Annotated in this window: 17 protein-coding genes and 1 pseudogene; 10 read left to right on the plus strand and 8 right to left on the minus strand. The window is 57.3% G+C overall.

Features of this window, described 5'->3' with window-relative positions:
* Together WN73_RS13300 and WN73_RS13305 are read left to right on the plus strand one after the other, a co-directional pair.
* The coding region (locus WN73_RS13300; RefSeq protein ID WP_271553188.1) for a Crp/Fnr family transcriptional regulator at window positions 1-442 on the plus strand (442 nt) is incomplete at its 5' end.
* 1,490 nt (window positions 443-1,932) lie between these two features.
* On the plus strand, window positions 1,933-2,109 hold the full coding sequence (locus tag WN73_RS13305; protein ID WP_171463796.1) for a hypothetical protein: 177 nt from the start codon (window positions 1,933-1,935) through the stop codon (window positions 2,107-2,109).
* Between the two features lie 791 nt (window positions 2,110-2,900).
* Here the strand turns inward: WN73_RS13305 and WN73_RS13310 are convergent.
* Window positions 2,901-3,230, minus strand: a complete 330-nt coding sequence (locus WN73_RS13310) for a hypothetical protein (RefSeq protein WP_271553190.1) — start codon at window positions 3,228-3,230, stop codon at window positions 2,901-2,903.
* A 475-nt stretch (window positions 3,231-3,705) separates the two neighbouring features.
* Window positions 3,706-4,644 (minus strand): metallophosphoesterase, encoded by a 939-nt coding sequence (locus WN73_RS13315; RefSeq protein WP_097532616.1) that lies wholly within the window; start codon window positions 4,642-4,644, stop codon window positions 3,706-3,708.
* Window positions 4,645-4,858: 214 nt separating this feature from the next.
* Here WN73_RS13315 and WN73_RS13320 point away from each other — a divergent pair, with 214 nt between their 5' ends.
* Entirely contained in the window at window positions 4,859-5,347 is a 489-nt protein-coding gene (locus tag WN73_RS13320) for a CDP-archaeol synthase (protein ID WP_097532615.1), read from the plus strand.
* Between the two features lie 6 nt (window positions 5,348-5,353).
* On the opposite strand, the gene WN73_RS13325 is transcribed toward WN73_RS13320, so the two are convergent.
* Window positions 5,354-6,292 carry a metallophosphoesterase gene (locus tag WN73_RS13325; protein ID WP_097532614.1) on the minus strand — a complete coding sequence of 313 codons (939 nt, stop codon included), beginning with the start codon at window positions 6,290-6,292 and terminating at the stop codon, window positions 5,354-5,356.
* Window positions 6,293-6,566: 274 nt separating this feature from the next.
* Here WN73_RS13325 and WN73_RS13330 point away from each other — a divergent pair, with 274 nt between their 5' ends.
* Both WN73_RS13330 and WN73_RS13335 read left to right on the plus strand, forming a co-directional pair.
* The gene (locus tag WN73_RS13330; protein WP_271553192.1) at window positions 6,567-6,773 is read left to right on the plus strand and encodes a hypothetical protein; all 207 of its coding nucleotides are present in this window, start codon (window positions 6,567-6,569) and stop codon (window positions 6,771-6,773) included.
* A 163-nt stretch (window positions 6,774-6,936) separates the two neighbouring features.
* Complete coding sequence (locus tag WN73_RS13335; RefSeq protein WP_271553193.1) at window positions 6,937-7,128, plus strand: hypothetical protein; 192 nt, start codon at window positions 6,937-6,939, stop codon at window positions 7,126-7,128.
* Between the two features lie 22 nt (window positions 7,129-7,150).
* Here WN73_RS13335 and WN73_RS13340 read toward each other — a convergent pair whose 3' ends face one another.
* Window positions 7,151-7,672, minus strand: coding sequence for a thermonuclease family protein (locus WN73_RS13340; protein WP_271553194.1), 522 nt, complete (start codon window positions 7,670-7,672; stop codon window positions 7,151-7,153).
* Window positions 7,673-7,843: 171 nt separating this feature from the next.
* Here WN73_RS13340 and WN73_RS13345 point away from each other — a divergent pair, with 171 nt between their 5' ends.
* Entirely contained in the window at window positions 7,844-8,146 is a 303-nt protein-coding gene (locus WN73_RS13345; protein WP_060908346.1) for a hypothetical protein, read from the plus strand.
* A gap of 139 nt (window positions 8,147-8,285) precedes the next feature.
* Here WN73_RS13345 and WN73_RS13350 read toward each other — a convergent pair whose 3' ends face one another.
* Window positions 8,286-9,122, minus strand: a complete 837-nt coding sequence (locus tag WN73_RS13350) for a choice-of-anchor tandem repeat GloVer-containing protein (RefSeq protein ID WP_333937963.1) — start codon at window positions 9,120-9,122, stop codon at window positions 8,286-8,288.
* Between the two features lie 182 nt (window positions 9,123-9,304).
* On the opposite strand from WN73_RS13350, the gene WN73_RS13355 reads away from it, so the two are divergent.
* A complete protein-coding gene (locus tag WN73_RS13355) occupies window positions 9,305-10,333 on the plus strand; it encodes an IS110 family transposase (protein ID WP_182872211.1) in 1,029 nt (342 codons plus the stop codon).
* Window positions 10,334-10,597: 264 nt separating this feature from the next.
* Window positions 10,598-11,341, plus strand: a complete 744-nt coding sequence (locus tag WN73_RS13360; RefSeq protein WP_271553199.1) for an SOS response-associated peptidase — start codon at window positions 10,598-10,600, stop codon at window positions 11,339-11,341.
* A gap of 28 nt (window positions 11,342-11,369) precedes the next feature.
* On the opposite strand, the gene WN73_RS13365 is transcribed toward WN73_RS13360, so the two are convergent.
* Window positions 11,370-11,618, minus strand: coding sequence for a hypothetical protein (locus WN73_RS13365; RefSeq protein WP_027545907.1), 249 nt, complete (start codon window positions 11,616-11,618; stop codon window positions 11,370-11,372).
* Between the two features lie 353 nt (window positions 11,619-11,971).
* On the opposite strand from WN73_RS13365, the gene WN73_RS13370 reads away from it, so the two are divergent.
* Entirely contained in the window at window positions 11,972-12,994 is a 1,023-nt protein-coding gene (locus WN73_RS13370) for a methyltransferase (protein WP_271553197.1), read from the plus strand.
* A 95-nt stretch (window positions 12,995-13,089) separates the two neighbouring features.
* Here WN73_RS13370 and WN73_RS13375 read toward each other — a convergent pair.
* Window positions 13,090-14,525, minus strand: a pseudogene (locus tag WN73_RS13375) (IS1182 family transposase).
* Between the two features lie 144 nt (window positions 14,526-14,669).
* On the opposite strand from WN73_RS13375, the gene WN73_RS13380 reads away from it, so the two are divergent.
* Window positions 14,670-14,903, plus strand: coding sequence for an integrase core domain-containing protein (locus WN73_RS13380; RefSeq protein ID WP_271553198.1), 234 nt, complete (start codon window positions 14,670-14,672; stop codon window positions 14,901-14,903).
* A 201-nt stretch (window positions 14,904-15,104) separates the two neighbouring features.
* Here WN73_RS13380 and WN73_RS13385 read toward each other — a convergent pair whose 3' ends face one another.
* Entirely contained in the window at window positions 15,105-15,671 is a 567-nt protein-coding gene (locus WN73_RS13385) for a hypothetical protein (RefSeq protein WP_097532620.1), read from the minus strand.
* Window positions 15,672-16,153 lie beyond the last annotated feature (482 nt).

The following is a 16,153-nucleotide window of genomic DNA, read 5'->3' on the forward strand; positions in this document are numbered from 1 at the left end:
CGCCTCGCGGATCCCCGCATCGCGATTCCACGCCGCTTTCAGCCGGAGCCCCGCGATCCGTTACGCAGTCCAGATTCACTTCAAGGCGATGCTGATACAGCTACAAATCGGCGGGGCCTGCAATGCGCTGCATCCGGTCCAAGCCCGCATGGCGCGCTGGCTGCTCCATCTTCGCGACCGCGTCGACCACGACGTCCTCCCGCTCACCCAGGAGGCGCTTTCGCAAATACTAGGTGTGCGACGAACGACGGTGACGCTCCTGATGCGGAATCTGCGCGCTTCCGGAGCGATCATATCTGAACGGCGAGGCGAAATCGAGATCGACCCTTCGCGGCTCGCAGCGCTGGCGTGCGAATGCCGCGACACCATGCATCTCGAAATCGAGGGGATCTTCTCTATGAATGCAACCCAATCTCGCGTTTTGGTTCTGCCGACGCAGTAAATGAAACGGGCGATGTAGCCGCTTCGGCGCGGCCGGTGAAGTCGGCGAAGACGGTGCTGGATAGCGGATCCTTCGGGCCGATCAGGCCGCCGCCCCATGCCTTGAGCGGGACCTCCCACCTAATGTCCGTTGCGGGGTCAAAAGCGGCGGTCGGGCGTTCGCATGCGGCAGGTCCGATCTACCTTTCATAGCGGGCCTACTTACGCCCGCGACGCCAACTATCCGTGCGCCGATTCGATCCCCAATAGAGTTCACGCAATAGTCGGGACGCCGCACAAGCCCCTCTCGCGAGGGCCAAATCCGCCGTAGCGCTGAGCCTCGTGATGGAAGGCATGATCCCTAAATTTCCCAAGTGTTGGCAACTAGGCGCGCTGGTTAACTCGGCAGGTTCTGAGCGCCGTACCCATGAAAGCACCGAAGCCAAAGCAATGGGCCCAGCAGGAGCTCCGACGATTGATTAGGCTGGCGCGGCAGGGAGTTGGCGCGTCAAAGAGAGCCGCCGAGCTGGGCCGCCACGCCGGATCAGTTAGGCGGATGGCCCGAACGGTTGGAATACTGGTGAAGAAGTAGCCGTCGCACGCGCTGGTGTGATGAACGAGGCGCTCGCGTGCGGTGCCTTGTAACCCAAAGCCTCGGCTGATCTCCCGCACAAGCCTGATCGCAGCATCAGTGCTGCGGCCATAGAAGAGCGCCCGATCAAATTGCGAAAAATGCTTATTCCAAATAGCGCGATGGCAATGCCCTTGAACATGCTCGTGGACCGGGCTTGAACGATTTAGTCAAAGTTCAAAATGGCCCCAGCCGCAGGATGGGGGCAAACAGCCAGGGCCGGCATTCCCATTCCAAATGCCGCAAATCGGCGATGAGCGGCACTTTATATTTCAGGCACACAGAAGCTAACGAACTATTTCGCAGGAGTCTTTCGCCGGGGCACTCATCTCACACGGGCCGCTTCCGATTGCGTGGTACTCCGCTCTCCGGTTGGCTGAAGCGATGGACCAACTGAGCATTGTTCGAAATAATCGAGGCGCGCATCATTGGCCAAATGCTCCCAAAACTCAGCTTCGGCGAGCAGTTTCCAACTTCGATCAGGGTGATGCGCGGCGGTCTGACGGCACAGCGATGCCATTGCGCGCAGGCGACTTACAGTATCCACCACTACTCCTCCCATTATTTTGTTTTTTGCACCCTATTTTCTATTTTTGCGTCGGAGTCATTATAATTATTACGCAGAACCAATTTTTACTTCTCGAAGCGCGATTCGGCTTTCGTTGCGCTTCAAATCGCGTCCCGAAAACAACGGGCGCAATCCGGCGCTTCTTATTCGCGCTCAATTGTCGAGCGGCGGCCAAAGGTGGTTGTCGAGCATGCCGCATATGCAGTGCAAAGGCCTCGTCATGGCCCGTAATTCTACGGAGATTGCGCATCCGTAGCGTTTGGCATCTACTTCAGATTGTTTTTATGACGATTAGCTTTTCAGGCGAGAGGTAATGAGCGTTAAAGCCATGATGGCGACGATCCTCCAGAACCAACTGGCATTGCGCGGCGTGCATTCACTGACGCCATCTGACTGTGAAGAGATCGTGGAGCAGTTGGTCGAACAGCTTAGAGAGCTGGAGCTTAGCTTGGCTGCTCGCGAATTGGCTGGCAAGCAAGAGCCGAAGTAGCGTGATCGAAGGCTAGCACCGCCGATGCGGTTGGTCAGTCACGGCGACGCAATGGTATTGCTCGCCACCATGAAATACACTTCAGCTCGCCCTTTAGCCAATCCGGAAAAACGCCGCTCCCAAGCTGGTTGAGATCGCCAGCGGCATCCAATCCGTTCAGGACGGGCGCGTCTTGGTGCAACCACATAGGGTCACAAGCGGTCCTCGACCCGTTGCGCACGGCAGGTCGGCCATGGGCCAATAGGCGACTGTCGCTGATAATCAGCGCGATTTGAATTGAGCGATTAAGTGACGTGAAAGATCGTTTCGCCTATAGGTTGTCAGCGTAGCGTCCCAGATTGCGTGCGATACGCAGGACTGAGCGAGGGGTCAATGCATAATGCGCGTAAAATATTTTTCGCTCGTCGGGGCTATTCGCTTGGGGTTTCCCGATCCTTCTGCCACGACCAAAATTCGGGCTGAGACACTGTAATGAGATGGCCTCTGCCGTATCCAAAGCGCGGCGATGTGATGGGCGTTCTATTCATCGTCGCTCTGCTTTGCCTTTTCGCTTTCAGCTTCTATTGGTTTCCGACTTCTAAGCCGAATAACGGCTTCGGTCCGGATTGGGATTGCACCCCTGTCCCTAATGGCCAACCGATTTGCATCAAGAAGCTAGGTCAGTGAACGCGGATCGCTGACGGTACCAGCCATCGAAATGTCGGAAGTGGGTCAAACTGAGAAGTACTCAACGTGGGCAAATTACGGCCTGCTCTGCCTCACTAAGCAGACTTCGATAAGACGGGCTGAATTCATCGTCTTTGCGTGAGAATCTCGGGGAATCGCTGTATCGCAATCAGCTTGGGCCCAAGCTGAGCATCATGCTCGAGCGTTCCGGCCGCGAAACCATGTCCTACGCCAATTCTGGAGCAAGTGCTAAGGTAGGTAACTACTTTTAACGCGTCGCTATCGAGTGTTCCCCTGACGACTCTTTCGACACGAGCATTCATCACTGCCAATGGAGTATGGTTCGGAGAGCGAATATCAGTTTCTCTGCTGACGATCGTCACCTCGACGATTACTGGCGCGTCGATTTCTTCGGGAATATGGTCAAAGAGCACACCACTTTGCGAACTCGCCACCGCGCAGGCCTCTGCCCGGTCGAATACAAGACAACCAACAATCAAACAAAGCGCGCAAAGCCCTGTGGTCTACCGCGACAACCGGACGATTTCAGAGCCGGTCTGTGCTTCGCGTTCGGGCCAGAAGAGACTTATGCATTGAGCAGATTGCGAGTTGAATGACAGCGCCCCATTCATCGCACTTTCGTGCCGTGGAGGAGCTGTTCGCAGGACCCAACCTCACACTGGCCTGTGACTTGTTCGATCGCCTCGTTTCGAAAACGGCGTCAGCGTGGGAAAGCAGGAAATACTTCGAAACGAAATGTCAGGCAGCACGTGCCATTCTCCCCGTCACCGGTGACATAGGGCCGGTTTAGAAGGAAGTCTCGGTTGCCGAGAGCTGCCTCGGGTGTTGGGGTATTTTTAGTCGGCGAGCTACTTCCCTCCTGACTCTTGTTTCAGGCTCATGTACGTGATGAACCGTATGAGGTCAGCGTCAGCCGCGGCGTAGGCTGTGCAAGGTAATTTCCGGCGGGCAATTGATGCGCACGGGAACGACGCTCGAGCCCGCACCAACGGAAGTATAGCCGGTCATATCTCTGTACTGCCAAGGCCCAGCCCCCATCCGTCTTGGTAGCACCGCCTCGAGCTTGATGGGAATGGATCCGGGGAGACAAATCTGACCGCCGTGGGTGTGTCCGCTCAGCATCAGATCAAAGTTGGCATGCGCAGCCTGACGATAGACCTCCGGTGTGTGAGACAACAAGATCGAGAACTCACCGCGGGGTATCGAGAGAGCGGCCTTTTCGATGTTGTCCACTCTGAAGAAATGTGCATCGTCGATTCCCGCCAGATAGATCCGTTGGTCCTTGCGAACGATTGTTTCGCATTCGTTGAGCAGCACGCGGATGCCCATAGCTTCAAGACCTGGGACCATTTGAATCGTATCGTGGTTGCCGAGCACCGCATAGATTGGCTGTTTCAGATGAGTTGCCACTCGCGCGACGCCATCCAGCGCGGGCTGGAACGGCCCAACAGTCCGCCCCCGATAATCGCCAGTAAGGACACACACATCGTACTGCATGCTGCCAACCAGCTCGATGAGCCTGCTCATGGCAACTTCATTCATATCCACGTGAAGGTCGCTAATGTGCAGAATGGTGAAGCCCTCAAAGAGGGGCGGTAATGTCTTAAACCTCATTTCGTTTCGTTTGACGAGAATGCGTCCTGCGTTCTGTCGTGCACGCCAGTAGAGCCCTGTTGCCTTCAGAACATTTCGAATGATCCACTCGGCCCAAGATGAGTTTTCAAGGTGAAAAAATGTGAGGCCCTGGCCAAATACCTGAGCTTCGTGATCTCTTTCAATCCCCAATCGCTGCCGGGCGTGGAGCGGCCCGAGACGGATCTCGAGTTTGTGCAGAATGTCTTCGTCCACCAGCTAGTCCTTTCGAACGGCCTCCGGGCAGATATGGCGAATTCTCATGAGGCCAAGGTCAACCCAACAGTGGCTAATTCCCACGCTTCCATTGAATGTCGCGCTGGGTCATTTGGCTCGTGCACTGCAGCAAACTGCATCGCTATTCGATCACGTCGGCGCAGCCGAGCAGCGACGGCTTCAAGGATGAGCAACTATAAGCTAAGCTGAAGAAATGCAACTTCTGCATATTCTGCAATTATTAGTTTTAATGACGTTAGCGAACGGCGCACCGATCGTTGCAAAGAAGATTTTTGGCCCACGGTTTTCCTTTCCGCTGGATACCGGCACCGTATTTTTTGATGGGAGGCCGTTGTTTGGGCCATCGAAAACCATCCGCGGTATTTTGATTTCAGTCCTCATCACGACAGCAAGCGCCCCGCTTATCGGTCTGGATCTGACGATCGGTGCAATCGTAGCGGGCGCGACTATGGCGGGCGATTTGTTCTCCAGTTTCGTGAAGCGCCGCCTAAACTACCCGCCGAGCAGCCAGGCGCTCGGGCTCGATCAGGTTCCCGAATCCCTATTTCCGATGCTGGCATGCCGCGACGCGCTTTCATTGACGATCGCAGACATAGCGCTTGGCATCGGGATCTTTTTTATCGGCGCGCTACTTCTGTCTCGTTTTCTATTCCGAGCCCACCTGCGCGACGAACCATATTAGCCCCCGTTAGCCCGAACGAAGGCAGTGCAGGGTGATTTCTGGTGGACAGTTGAGACGAACAGGAACGACGCTCGATCCAGCCCCCACAGAGGTGTAACCAGCCATGTCGTGATACCGCCAAGCTCCTGCCCCCATCCGTCGAGGCAATACTGCATCAAGTATGATCGGAATAGATCCTGGCAGACAGATCTGCCCACCGTGCGTATGCCCGCTCAGCAACAACTTAAAATCGGCATGAGCCGCCTGACGATAGATCTCCGGTGTATGTGACAATAAAATGGAGAACTCGCCATACGGGATTTGCAATGCAGCCTTTTCGATATCGTCGGCCTTGAAGCAGTGGGCGTCATCGATCCCGGCTAGATAGATTTGCTGATCGCCGCGCACAATCGCCTCACTCTCGTTGAGCAGCATACGTATTCCCATGGCCTCCAGCCCCGGAACCATTTGGATGGTATCATGGTCGCCCAGAACTCCATAAACGGGCTCCTTTAGATGAGCTCGCAGTCGTGCGACGCCGTTCAAGGTTGCCTCGAACGGTCCAAAGTTCTTCCCCCGATAGTCGCCGGTTAGAACACATAGATCGTAGCGCATGTCGCCGACGAGTTCGATCAGGCGCTGCATGGCAGCTTCATTCATGTCCACATGCATGTCGCTAAGGTGGAGTATGGTGAAGCCGTCGAAAAGCGGTGGCAACTCCTTGAATATAACATCATTGCGTTTGACGAGAATGCTTCCTGTATTTCGGTGTCCGCGCCAGTAGAGACCGGTCAGCTTAAGTGCAGTTCGAATGACCGAATGGACTGGATACCAGCTCCTTATGTGAAAGGAGAGGAGGCCTCGGCCGAAGATTTGTGCCTCGTGGTCCGTCTCGATACCCAATCGCTGTCTGGCATGGAGCGGTCCGAGACGCTCCTCCAATTTGCGCAAGATCACTTCGTCCATGGAACAACTTCCTCCGAAATCGGCTCGACCTTCCATAGACTTGCGGTACCGGCGCACGGTTTCACGCTGCCTTGAGCAGGCCTCGGTTGATATAGTCACCGAGATGGCAAAGTCTGGCTCTCCTTTCCGCGCAATAGACATCGTGAATTCATAAGCCATCAGCTCCGGTCCGCTTTGGTTTACCAGATCCCTTAAGCCTTCTCGTCCGCGAGCATGCAATGGTGGCTGCAGATCGGGGACAAATCCCGACAGGGAAGCGCCAGGGTCAGGCCGCATGGCGGCCTGGCCCGCCATCTCTGAAATGCAATGCCTACAAAACAACGCCACAAACGTCAAAACGCAAGAAATCAAAAGCGCGCTCGTTGCCATCCTCCTCGGCACCGATGCTATCGGTGCCACGCGAAACCTGATTAATATGGTCGCAGTATCCATCGTCTCGGGCACAGTTCTGCTCGGGCTTCTTGCTGCCAAGCATTTTTGACGAGCTGCAATCGCGTATGCTTTGTTATGGCAGAACTCTGCCTTTGGGCGACTAGTCGCGTTCTCATCTTGACCGGACTGCTTGGGCTGCCACTATCGAGGTGGGGTTAACCCCTTCATTTTTACAGAAAATAATTGCGACTACGCCCGTCGGGAGATGGACGATGACCGAAGAAAGAATTGCTCGTCTACGGACCCATAAGAACAACATCGATCGGTATCGGCGCTTGCTCAAGACCAAGTTGAGTGAGGTTGAACGGCAATACCTCGAAAAGAGGCTTTCCGAAGAACAAGCTGCAATGAGAATACATTTGAGCGCGGCTGAGCCGCCACCGATTATGGTCGCCCCGAAATGACCACCTCCGCTCGAATACGATCTTACGTTAGCCACACCACGATCTGCACCGCGGGCAAGCGTCCCGCTGCATACATACGCTCGGTACGCCCCTCTTTAATCACGATCTGAGCCGCGTCGCGCCCGGCGACCGTTAGCACTCCGCAAAGGCGCCCGTAATTGCAGAGCTTTGTACCCTCCAGAGCCGGTTTGCATGCGCAAGCGACGCGGCTTAAGCGCGCATCGCTCGTTGCGATGAGAGCTTTCAGCCGATGAGTAGCGGCATCCGCTCTTTTCCGCTCGTCGTCGCAACGAACCAGATCGCCCGTTTCTGGAGTGTTAAAGCCGACAAGACGGTAGGTCCTACCTTCAATCCTTACGGTCTCGCCGTCGATCACCTCGATTGCTTGAGATACTCCGTCATAGCGCGGTGTCGCGCGAGGCGTATCTGGCCAGGCCAAGAACTTTGCGACGGCAACAAACGCGAAAACGCTCGCGGCTGACGCGCCTAAGATTGTGAGCCAGCCTGGGAATGTGCGGCGGCTTCGAAAGGGAATCACGGTCATTGTTTGCCATGCTGATCGGGGCCTCTGCAAGAAATTCTGGCCGTCTCTTCTCTGATAGCTAGATAAGAAACCGCCCCTGCTTTGAGTACCTCTTAATGGTACGCGCACGGTCTACCGTTTGTGCGCCACGAGCGGCATGATGGCGGCACAGTACGCCTTGAGGTAACGACCATGGCCAACGACCGCCTCGTGGAGCCGCCGCCGATCCCCCGCATCCGCAAAATCGGCATCGTCGGGACTGCACTCCTCTTGCTCGTGCCAATGGGCGCCTCCAGCGATCTTGGCGCGGGAGCGCGCATTTCTGAAGGGTTCGGACCGTTCGAGAAATCAGCGAATGAGCGCGTCGCGCATGCCTTCGATGAGTTTAAGGATCTCACATCTATCCCTGACGAGCTGAAGACTGCACTGGCGTCGCTGAGCGAGAGCTTTCAGAGCCCGAAGAAACCGCAGGTTCAGGCTGAAGGCAATGAATGACCTGATCTGAAGGCTGCTACCGTTCGCACATCAGATGCCTTGGAAGAAGTGGCCCATTGGACGACTCGGGACAGCTGAAACGTCCGCTACGCGCGCGTACTGCGATTGCCGCATCTAACTCAGAAGCAGACATCGGATTTCACCTTTCGCGAGTCTGAGAAGGGCCCAATAGGCGACCTCGGATTAACTTCCGAACATGCCCGCGGCAGCGATCTTGAATACTGTACCGTCGTTGGACACCGCTCCTTGCGCCACCTTCGGTCGTGCCAAACACGTTTCCGGAAGCGTCGCGTATCAATGTTCCTGTCGGCCTTCCGCCATCGGCGGATCCCGTAAAACAATGCAGCACGACCTCACGCCAGCCTGTCGGTGTAGGGACCAATTTGAAGACCGTGCCAAAACCGTTCATATCGGGCTTGTCGCCCCCGGATTTGGTCGTGCCGTAAAGTGCGCCGGATTCCCCGACAACGAGCCGACTGTTCGGGACCTGGCCATCGCCAACTTCGCGCTTGAAATGATAGAGCACCTGTTCGGACCACTCGCCGCTGACAGATGGCGTCAGCGAAAACCCGACACCCCCGCCAAATTTGCCGCCGCCGCCTGTCGTGCCATACAGCGTTCCGCCAGTGCCAAAGGTCAGTCCCGCCATTGGTAGGCATCCACCAAAGCAATTTGAACCATCCAACTGCCGAAATGTTTGGATCACCGATTCCTCCCATCCGTGATCAGTTGGAGTGAGTTTGAAGACGGTGCCAAGCCCATCCTTCCCGCCGCCGCTCGTCGTGCCGTAAAGTACGCCTGTACGGTCCATCGCAAGACCACCGTTCGGATAGGCCCCGTCGTTGTCACCGGCAGAACGATGGAGGACCGTCATCGTCCATCCCTCCTGGCCGGGACTCAGCTTGAAGACGATGCCGGCATCCACTCCGCCCTGGCCTGTTGTCGTGCCATAGAGCGATCCAGAAGTATCGGGGATGAGTTCAGGACGCGCAGTCCCAGAGCATCACGCCATACAAGTGGGGGTTCACCCAAACGAAGAGCGCTAGAGTCCCAAGTGTCAGACCTTCCAAGTAGGCAGTTATGTGCTGGTGTGGACGGCCTCTCATCCCCACGGTTCTATGGCGCTCCGGCGTCATAGCTAGATGAGAGGAAAGTCTGATGAATCTTCCCATTCGTATCGGTATGGATACTTCCAAGTCGGTCTTCCAGCTTCACGGCGTTGACGAGAACGAGGCGGTAGTTGTCCGTCGGCAGTTTCGGCGAGCCGAGATGATCCGCTATTTCGAGCGGCTTCCGCCGGTCCTCGTCGCCATCGAGTCCTGCGGCAGCTCGCATCATTGGGCGCGCCTACTGCAATCATTTGGTCATGAAGTGAAGCTGATCCCTCCCCAATATGTGAAGGCTTACGTGAAGCGCGGCAAGAACGACGCGGCCGATGCCGAGGCGCTGTGCGAGGCGGTCACGCGACCGAGTATGCGTTTTGTGCCAGTGAAGTCGAAAGAACGACAAGCGGCCTGCATGTTGATGACCGTGCGGGAACGCTTGGTCAGCGTGAAGTCGCAGCTTTCCAATGCCTTCAGGAGCTATGCGGCAGAGTTTGGTATTGTCGGTCCCGCCGGTCGGCAGAACGTCACAGCACTTATCAAACGGGTGCTCGAGGATGATAATTTGCCCGAAATGGCGCGGGATCTCTTCCGCCTTCAGGCGGAGGAGTATGCCGCGGTCGAAGCTCGCCTGGCAAAGATTGAAGCCAAGCTGATGAAGTGGCACCGTGAGGATGATGTCAGCAGGCGGATCGCGACGATTCCCGGCGTCGGTCCAATCGGGTCGTCCATGCTAAGCATGAAGGCGCCGCCGCCGGAAACGTTCAAATCAGGTCGTGACTTCGCGGCGTGGCTCGGACTGACACCCAAGGATCATTCAACTGGCGGCCGGCAAAGACATGGGGGTATCACAAAAGCTGGCGATTCAATTCTCCGATCGACGTTGATTGTCGGCGCGACCGCGCTGCTGAGGCACATTCGAAAGGGCCGTCATAAGCCGACACCCTGGCTCGCTTCTCTGCTGGAGCGAAAGCCGCCGAAGTTAGTCGCGGTGGCCTTAGCCAACAAGTTCGCCCGCATCGCCTGGCGCTTGATGATATCGGGCGGCGTATACAATCGGCCGGTAACCGCCGCGCCCATCTGATCTGAAATCGGTGTACCGGTCGAGATTGCTCGCCGGATAGCCCACGAACTTGCAGGACGCAGTAGATGGAAGGACCGATCGGTCGATACGCGCGAGCTTCCGTAGATTACACTGGCATCACGAATGTCGCCTATGTGCTTGGAGCGTGCGTAGCGAACACCATCTCGGCCAGCGGGCTTCATCCGCGCAAACAGGCCGGACATCTGATAGCAAGCGATCTGGCCAGAAGTCTGCTATAATCCTGACAAGCGGGGGGCCGTCCACATCTGCAATCTCTATTCGATCGCCACCAACCAGGCCGCGATCGCCGACCTCTTCCGAATCGTCCGCCGTTATGAAGGCAACCTGCCGCCGATGCCGGGCGTGTTTCCGGATTACCCTGCGCCAGTCATCCGCGATGCAGGCAATGGCGAACGCGAACTGGCGATGATGCGATGGGGCATGCCGCCGCCGCCGCGCACCGGCGGACCGCCCGTGACCAACATTCGCAACACCTCGTCGCCGCACTGGCGCGCTTGGCTCAAGCCGGAGCACCGCTGCCTCGTGCCGGTCAACAGCTTTGCCGAATACGCTCCGGAGCCTAATCCGGAGACGAAGAAGAAAGACGTCGTGTGGTTCGCGCTCGCGGAGTCGCGACCGCTGTTCGCGTTCGCCGGCATCTGGACGACCTTCAACGGTGACCGCGGCACGAAGTCAAAGCCGATCCCCGGACCGCATCAGGTCTATGGCTTTCTCACCACGACGCCGAACGCGATTGTCGTGCCGATCCACCCTAAGGCGATGCCGGTGATACTAACTACAGTTGAAGAGCGAGAGATTTGGCTGCGGGCGCCTTGGGATGAAGCGAAGGAACTGCAACGGCCCCTCCCCGACGAGCGGTTAACGATCGTGGCTCGCGGAGCCGATAAGGAAGATGTGGCGGCTATTGGTGTGGGAAGCTGGCCCAAGTGCAGATCGCCGGCCCCGCCTCGATGGCAGCGAGCGCGGCAGTATTGGAGCAACGGGTGATGTGCGGGAACATTGGCCGCGGACGTCCCTACTCCTCCGCCAGCTTCCGCTCGATATAAGCGTCCACCGTTTCGGCAAACGAGCGCTGCACGCCGACCGCGAGGTCGTGCTGGTCGAGCGCATCGCGCTGGAGCACACGCAGGCCGCGCCCGCGGGCGCTGACCGGCGCCGTGTTCAGATATTGATCGATGGCGCCCTTGGCGATCGGGATGGCCTTCGGATCTCCCCTTGCGATCAGGAGCCGCAAGAGGCTCTGGCATTCGGCCAAGCCGGGCATGGGATCAGCGCCTTCAGCCTTGCTGTGATTTCGGCTTCGGCCGCTTGACCGGCTGGGTGTGGGTGCCGAACAGCGCCAACAGGAACGCGACTTCTTCCTTCGAACCGATCTGGATCATGATTGTCTCCTTATCGCTTGGTTGGTCGAGGCCGACGGAAAAGGAGTTCAGGACAATCGGGTTTCAGGATTGTTTCAGGCGTGTTTCGTCGGGGCCGCCACGTTGCAGATGGCCGCCTGGAGACAAAGCGGAACATCCGCACCGTCGGCCACCACGTCCGCCAAGGACCACGGGCGGAAGTAGTCGGCGACCCGGCAGCCGTGTATGCTGGTTGTTTTCGCTTTGGAGAATTGCCATGACCGCCAATACTCTTGAACAGCTGCCGCCGCACATCCAATTGATCCAAATGGGAGCGGCGGCTACTTCAAGAACCGTTTGCGTCGCTGCAAAGTTGGGACTAGCCGATCAGCTCGCATCTGGGCCGAAGAGCGCTTCGGAACTAGCTGGTCCGATGCAGGTGCATGCACCGTCACTGCATCGATTGATGCGCACTCTAGCGAGCCTGGGCATCCTGACAGAGCAATCGGCGCAGCGTTTTGCGTTGACTACCTTGGGCGAGGCTCTGAAGACCGGTGCGCCGGGCTCTGCAAGATCGTCCCTGCTTGTTTTCGGGAGTGCCTGGCAGCGCGGTGCTTGGGATTATATGGAATACTCTGTTCAAACGGGCAAACCAGGCTTTGACAAAGCGCACGGTATGCCATTTTTCGAATATCTCGCACATCATCCAGAGCAGGCATCGCTATTTAGCGAGACAATGATCGGCCTCCATAATCAGGAACCTCCTGCCGTCGCTGCTGCATATGGATTTTCGGCTTTCAAGACCATCGTTGACGTTGGCGGTGCGACCGGCAACATGCTGGCCACTGTGCTTTCCCGTCATGATGGACCGCGCGGCATCCTGTTCGATCGTCCGCATGTCGTGACTGACGCGCCGGCATTGCTAACTGCCCGGGGTGTAAGCGACCGGGTGACGATAGTGCCTGGTGATTTTTTCCAGAGCGTCCCTGCCGGGGCGGACGCCTACATTCTTTCGCACATCATTCATGACTGGGACGAGGACCAGTGTCTCACGATCCTTGGCCACGTCCGCAAGGCAATGCCCCCCGACGCACGGCTGCTTGTCGTCGAAATGGTTCTTCCATCCGGCGATGCAGCTCATCAGGGAAAGATGCTCGATATGGCAATGCTGGTGCTGCTGGGAGGGCAGGAAAGAACGGAGTCCGAGTATGCATCACTTCTTGGCAAAGCCGGTCTTCGCCTGACGAGGGTCGTGCCCACCAATTCAGCGGCAAGCATCCTCGAAGCAGTGGTGGCTTGAGCGAGAGACGTTTGACGGATGTCCGCTGTGGGTCTTGGTCGTGTAAAAACACCGTTCCCTGGGGAAGTCGGTGAGAAGCTAGGACCGGCTTGGTCTCAGGCCACGATCGCAGCCATCAGCTGCTTGCTCCCGACGATGTTCAAGACTCGCGTCAGATTATAGGCCAGGACCGAGAGTGCCATCTCGGCGGCTACTTTTGGGAGGGTTTTGGTGAGGAAGTGTGTCGCTCCCATGCGAGCCTTCATCGTGCCGAACGGATGCTCGACTGTCCTCGCGACGCTGTCGCATGGCCTGTGGGTTTGCATCGAGTCGCTGCTGCACCGCCTCGAGCAGATGCTCATGCTCCCATCGCGTAATCCGCCGCTCTGGCCCGGTCGTACATCGCGATTTGAGCGAACAATTTTGACAGACTGTGGTCCAGTAACGCCGCAGCATCTTGCCGTCTTCTTCGTTTGTGTAGCGATACGGCAGTCGCTCCCCAGCTGGACCGCGATAGGCGTCCTCCCCTGGCAAATACGCAAAGTCCTGCTTACCGAAGCGCCCCTCGGATTTGGCGCCAGACGTCTGCGGCTTAGGCAGCGTTACCGTGATGCCGGCCTCGTGGCACGCGAGAATCTCCGGGCTGTTGAAGTAGCCGCGATCGGCTACAGCTTCGAGTGTCTCGGTCTTTAGAACAGCCTTCGCCTGCTTGGCCATATTGGTGAGTTGTGCCCGATCTGAACCGCTGTTCGTCACCTCGTGCGTCACGATCAAATGATGTTCGGTGTCGACGGCGACCTGCACGTTGTAACCGACGACGCCGGAGCCGCGGCCGCTGGTTGCCATCGAGCGGCTGTCGGGATCAGTCAGGGAGATTTGCTGATCCAGCGAAGCAAGCATCTGCTTCTCGTAGACAGCAAGCTTGCCCATTTCCTCCTTCAGCTTCGTCAGCTTCTCGGTCAGCCTCGTCACCTTGGCGGCCAGCGCCTCCGTCGGCTCCTGCCGGTCGGCCACGTCAAGTTGGCTCAGTTAGCGCGCAACGCTCTCCTCCAGCCGGGCTCGCCGCCGCTCCACCTTCGCCCGCGTGAAGTTCTTGTTCCCGGTTGTTCGCCGCTTTGAATTTGCTGCCATCGATGGCGACGCTCGATGTCGCGAGGAGACCCATTTCACGGCAGAGTTCGACGAAGCGTGCACATACCTTGCGCCAAGCCATTGTCTTTGCGGAAGTCCGCGATCGTCTTGTGATCGGGAGTGAGCCGGCCCAGCAGCCACATGGCCTCGACATTGCGTCCGGCCTCTCGTTCGAGCCGTCGGCTCGACTGCACCCGGTTCAGATAGCCGTAGATGTAAAGCTTCAGGAGAACCGAGGGATGGTATGACGGCCGACCGGTCGCCGCCGGCGCCACTCCCTCGAAGCTTAACTCGGCCAAATCGAGCGCATCGACGAATACGTCGATCACGCGAACAGGGTTGCTCTCGTCAATGAAATCATCGAGGCATTCGGGCAATGCGTCCGCTGCCCACGATCCGCTCGCTCAACGAAGCGCCTCATCAGCTTCCCCCGCAGAATCACGAGGGAATCATAGCAAAGCAGCGGCGTTTTCACACAGCCAGGGTCAAAAGCTGGCGTCGCAGTCGCAGCGGCTAAGTCCGCAAGGGTGAGAAGCGGCCATGCGGAGCTCTCTGGAAATGCCCGATGCTGCCATCATGCCAGTGTTTTACCCGACGGAGCGCCAAGGCTGAATGCTTCATGAAAACACTCAAGGCCGAACAGATTAACGGCAAAGCCTTTGCCGACCTCAGCGACGCCCGCCGCCACATCAACAGCTTCATCGCGGAGGTCTACAACAAGGAGCGCCTGCACTCGGCGCTCGGATATCAGTCGCCTCTTGAGTTCGAAACCGCGTTCGCGCAAAACAACGTGCGGTAACGCACGTGACAACCCCACTGTCACTGTAATTATCGTGTCTCACTTCAGGGGTGCAGTCCAGCACTGTCACCGTAATCACAGGAGCGGACCATCTGACCTAAATCATGAACAGAATAAGAGCCCAGCTGTGGTGGGCTAGGCTCTCGTTCAGCGATTGATGGCCGCCTCAACACCATCTTTACGGCGACATCGGGTTCAGGATCACTTGATTTCCCAGGACGTGTTGTGCGGGATGTCCATCGCAAAATAATCGCCAGAGCCAGCCAACGCAGGCATAGCTATGCACGCAAATGGTTCGCTTCCGGTGATGCCCTTATACTTACCGGTGCCGCCGGTGATGATATGCGTTCCACAATCCATCTTCGGCTGGGCCTTGTCGAGGTCTCGAGTATCGAAGGTCGAGAAAATCTTGTCGCCGTCGCTGTCGGCGAGCACGCAAGCTCCGTCAATGTATTTCTTGTCTCCGGACGCGACGTTCAGCGCCACGCAGCGTGCTGACATCTTGTCCAGCATCTTCTCCCCCTTCATGTTTTGAGTGGTCCCGACCGCCTCCAGCGTAGTGGCCTTGCCGAGTTCGGCGGTGTCAATGCTCATCAAGGGCCGAAAAATAAAGTGCGTCACATAAGGAGTAGTCCCCTTCTTTTCAATCGGCTCTCCCGCCACAGCCGCGGGGGCAAAGGACACGAGCGCTACAGCAAAAGCCGTTGCTTTGGTGAGTCTCATCGCTGCGGTGAATGTGGGGACTCTGCGCACGTTGATGAAGTTCATGAGTGCCTCCTTAGATCAAGCGGCGGCTCAGGTCTCCGCCGTGAACTGCCGCGAGTTGAAATCGACCTGCGTATGCTTTCTCCTGTCAAATCGAGTTGCACGCCGGCGCCGAGCGTCAACGTGATCATGCTTTCATAATGCTTCGCCTTGGACTGACGAAGTATGTGGGGATGGTGGCTCCAATCATCGGTTTTGACCTCAATACAAGGCTCGACCGAACGACCTGGAATATTCACATAATAGCACGGAACGCGGCAGACGTCAGCGTCATGCCCAGAAAACGCAGCGCGCACCGTCAGCTATCCTGACCGAATGCGCTCTACAAAATGCAATTCTCCTGCTGTTCGGATGAAGCACGGTGCACATGGGTGCAGCGACTCTGTGCCGCTCTTCATGCTTTGCGTCGTTCCGCTTGCAACTCAGGAGGTGAGCATTGAGCGACGTCGATTTCCGCAGCCACCAATATCCGCAATATCCGCTAC

It is taken from the genome of Bradyrhizobium sp. CCBAU 45394, from assembly GCF_028128655.1.
GTDB lineage: Bacteria > Pseudomonadota > Alphaproteobacteria > Rhizobiales > Xanthobacteraceae > Bradyrhizobium > Bradyrhizobium diazoefficiens.

Coding starts and splice junctions, on each gene's coding strand:
- WN73_RS13305 (WP_171463796.1), top strand. CDS start 1,933: ATGAGCGTTAAAGCCATGATGGCGACGATCCTCCAGAACCAACTGGCA.
- WN73_RS13320 (WP_097532615.1), top strand. CDS start 4,859: ATGCAACTTCTGCATATTCTGCAATTATTAGTTTTAATGACGTTAGCG.
- WN73_RS13325 (WP_097532614.1), bottom strand. CDS start 6,292: ATGGACGAAGTGATCTTGCGCAAATTGGAGGAGCGTCTCGGACCGCTC.
- WN73_RS13330 (WP_271553192.1), top strand. CDS start 6,567: ATGGCGGCCTGGCCCGCCATCTCTGAAATGCAATGCCTACAAAACAAC.
- WN73_RS13335 (WP_271553193.1), top strand. CDS start 6,937: ATGACCGAAGAAAGAATTGCTCGTCTACGGACCCATAAGAACAACATC.
- WN73_RS13340 (WP_271553194.1), bottom strand. CDS start 7,672: ATGACCGTGATTCCCTTTCGAAGCCGCCGCACATTCCCAGGCTGGCTC.
- WN73_RS13345 (WP_060908346.1), top strand. CDS start 7,844: ATGGCCAACGACCGCCTCGTGGAGCCGCCGCCGATCCCCCGCATCCGC.
- WN73_RS13355 (WP_182872211.1), top strand. CDS start 9,305: ATGAATCTTCCCATTCGTATCGGTATGGATACTTCCAAGTCGGTCTTC.
- WN73_RS13365 (WP_027545907.1), bottom strand. CDS start 11,618: ATGCCCGGCTTGGCCGAATGCCAGAGCCTCTTGCGGCTCCTGATCGCA.
- WN73_RS13370 (WP_271553197.1), top strand. CDS start 11,972: ATGACCGCCAATACTCTTGAACAGCTGCCGCCGCACATCCAATTGATC.
- WN73_RS13380 (WP_271553198.1), top strand. CDS start 14,670: ATGCTGCCATCATGCCAGTGTTTTACCCGACGGAGCGCCAAGGCTGAA.
- WN73_RS13385 (WP_097532620.1), bottom strand. CDS start 15,671: ATGAACTTCATCAACGTGCGCAGAGTCCCCACATTCACCGCAGCGATG.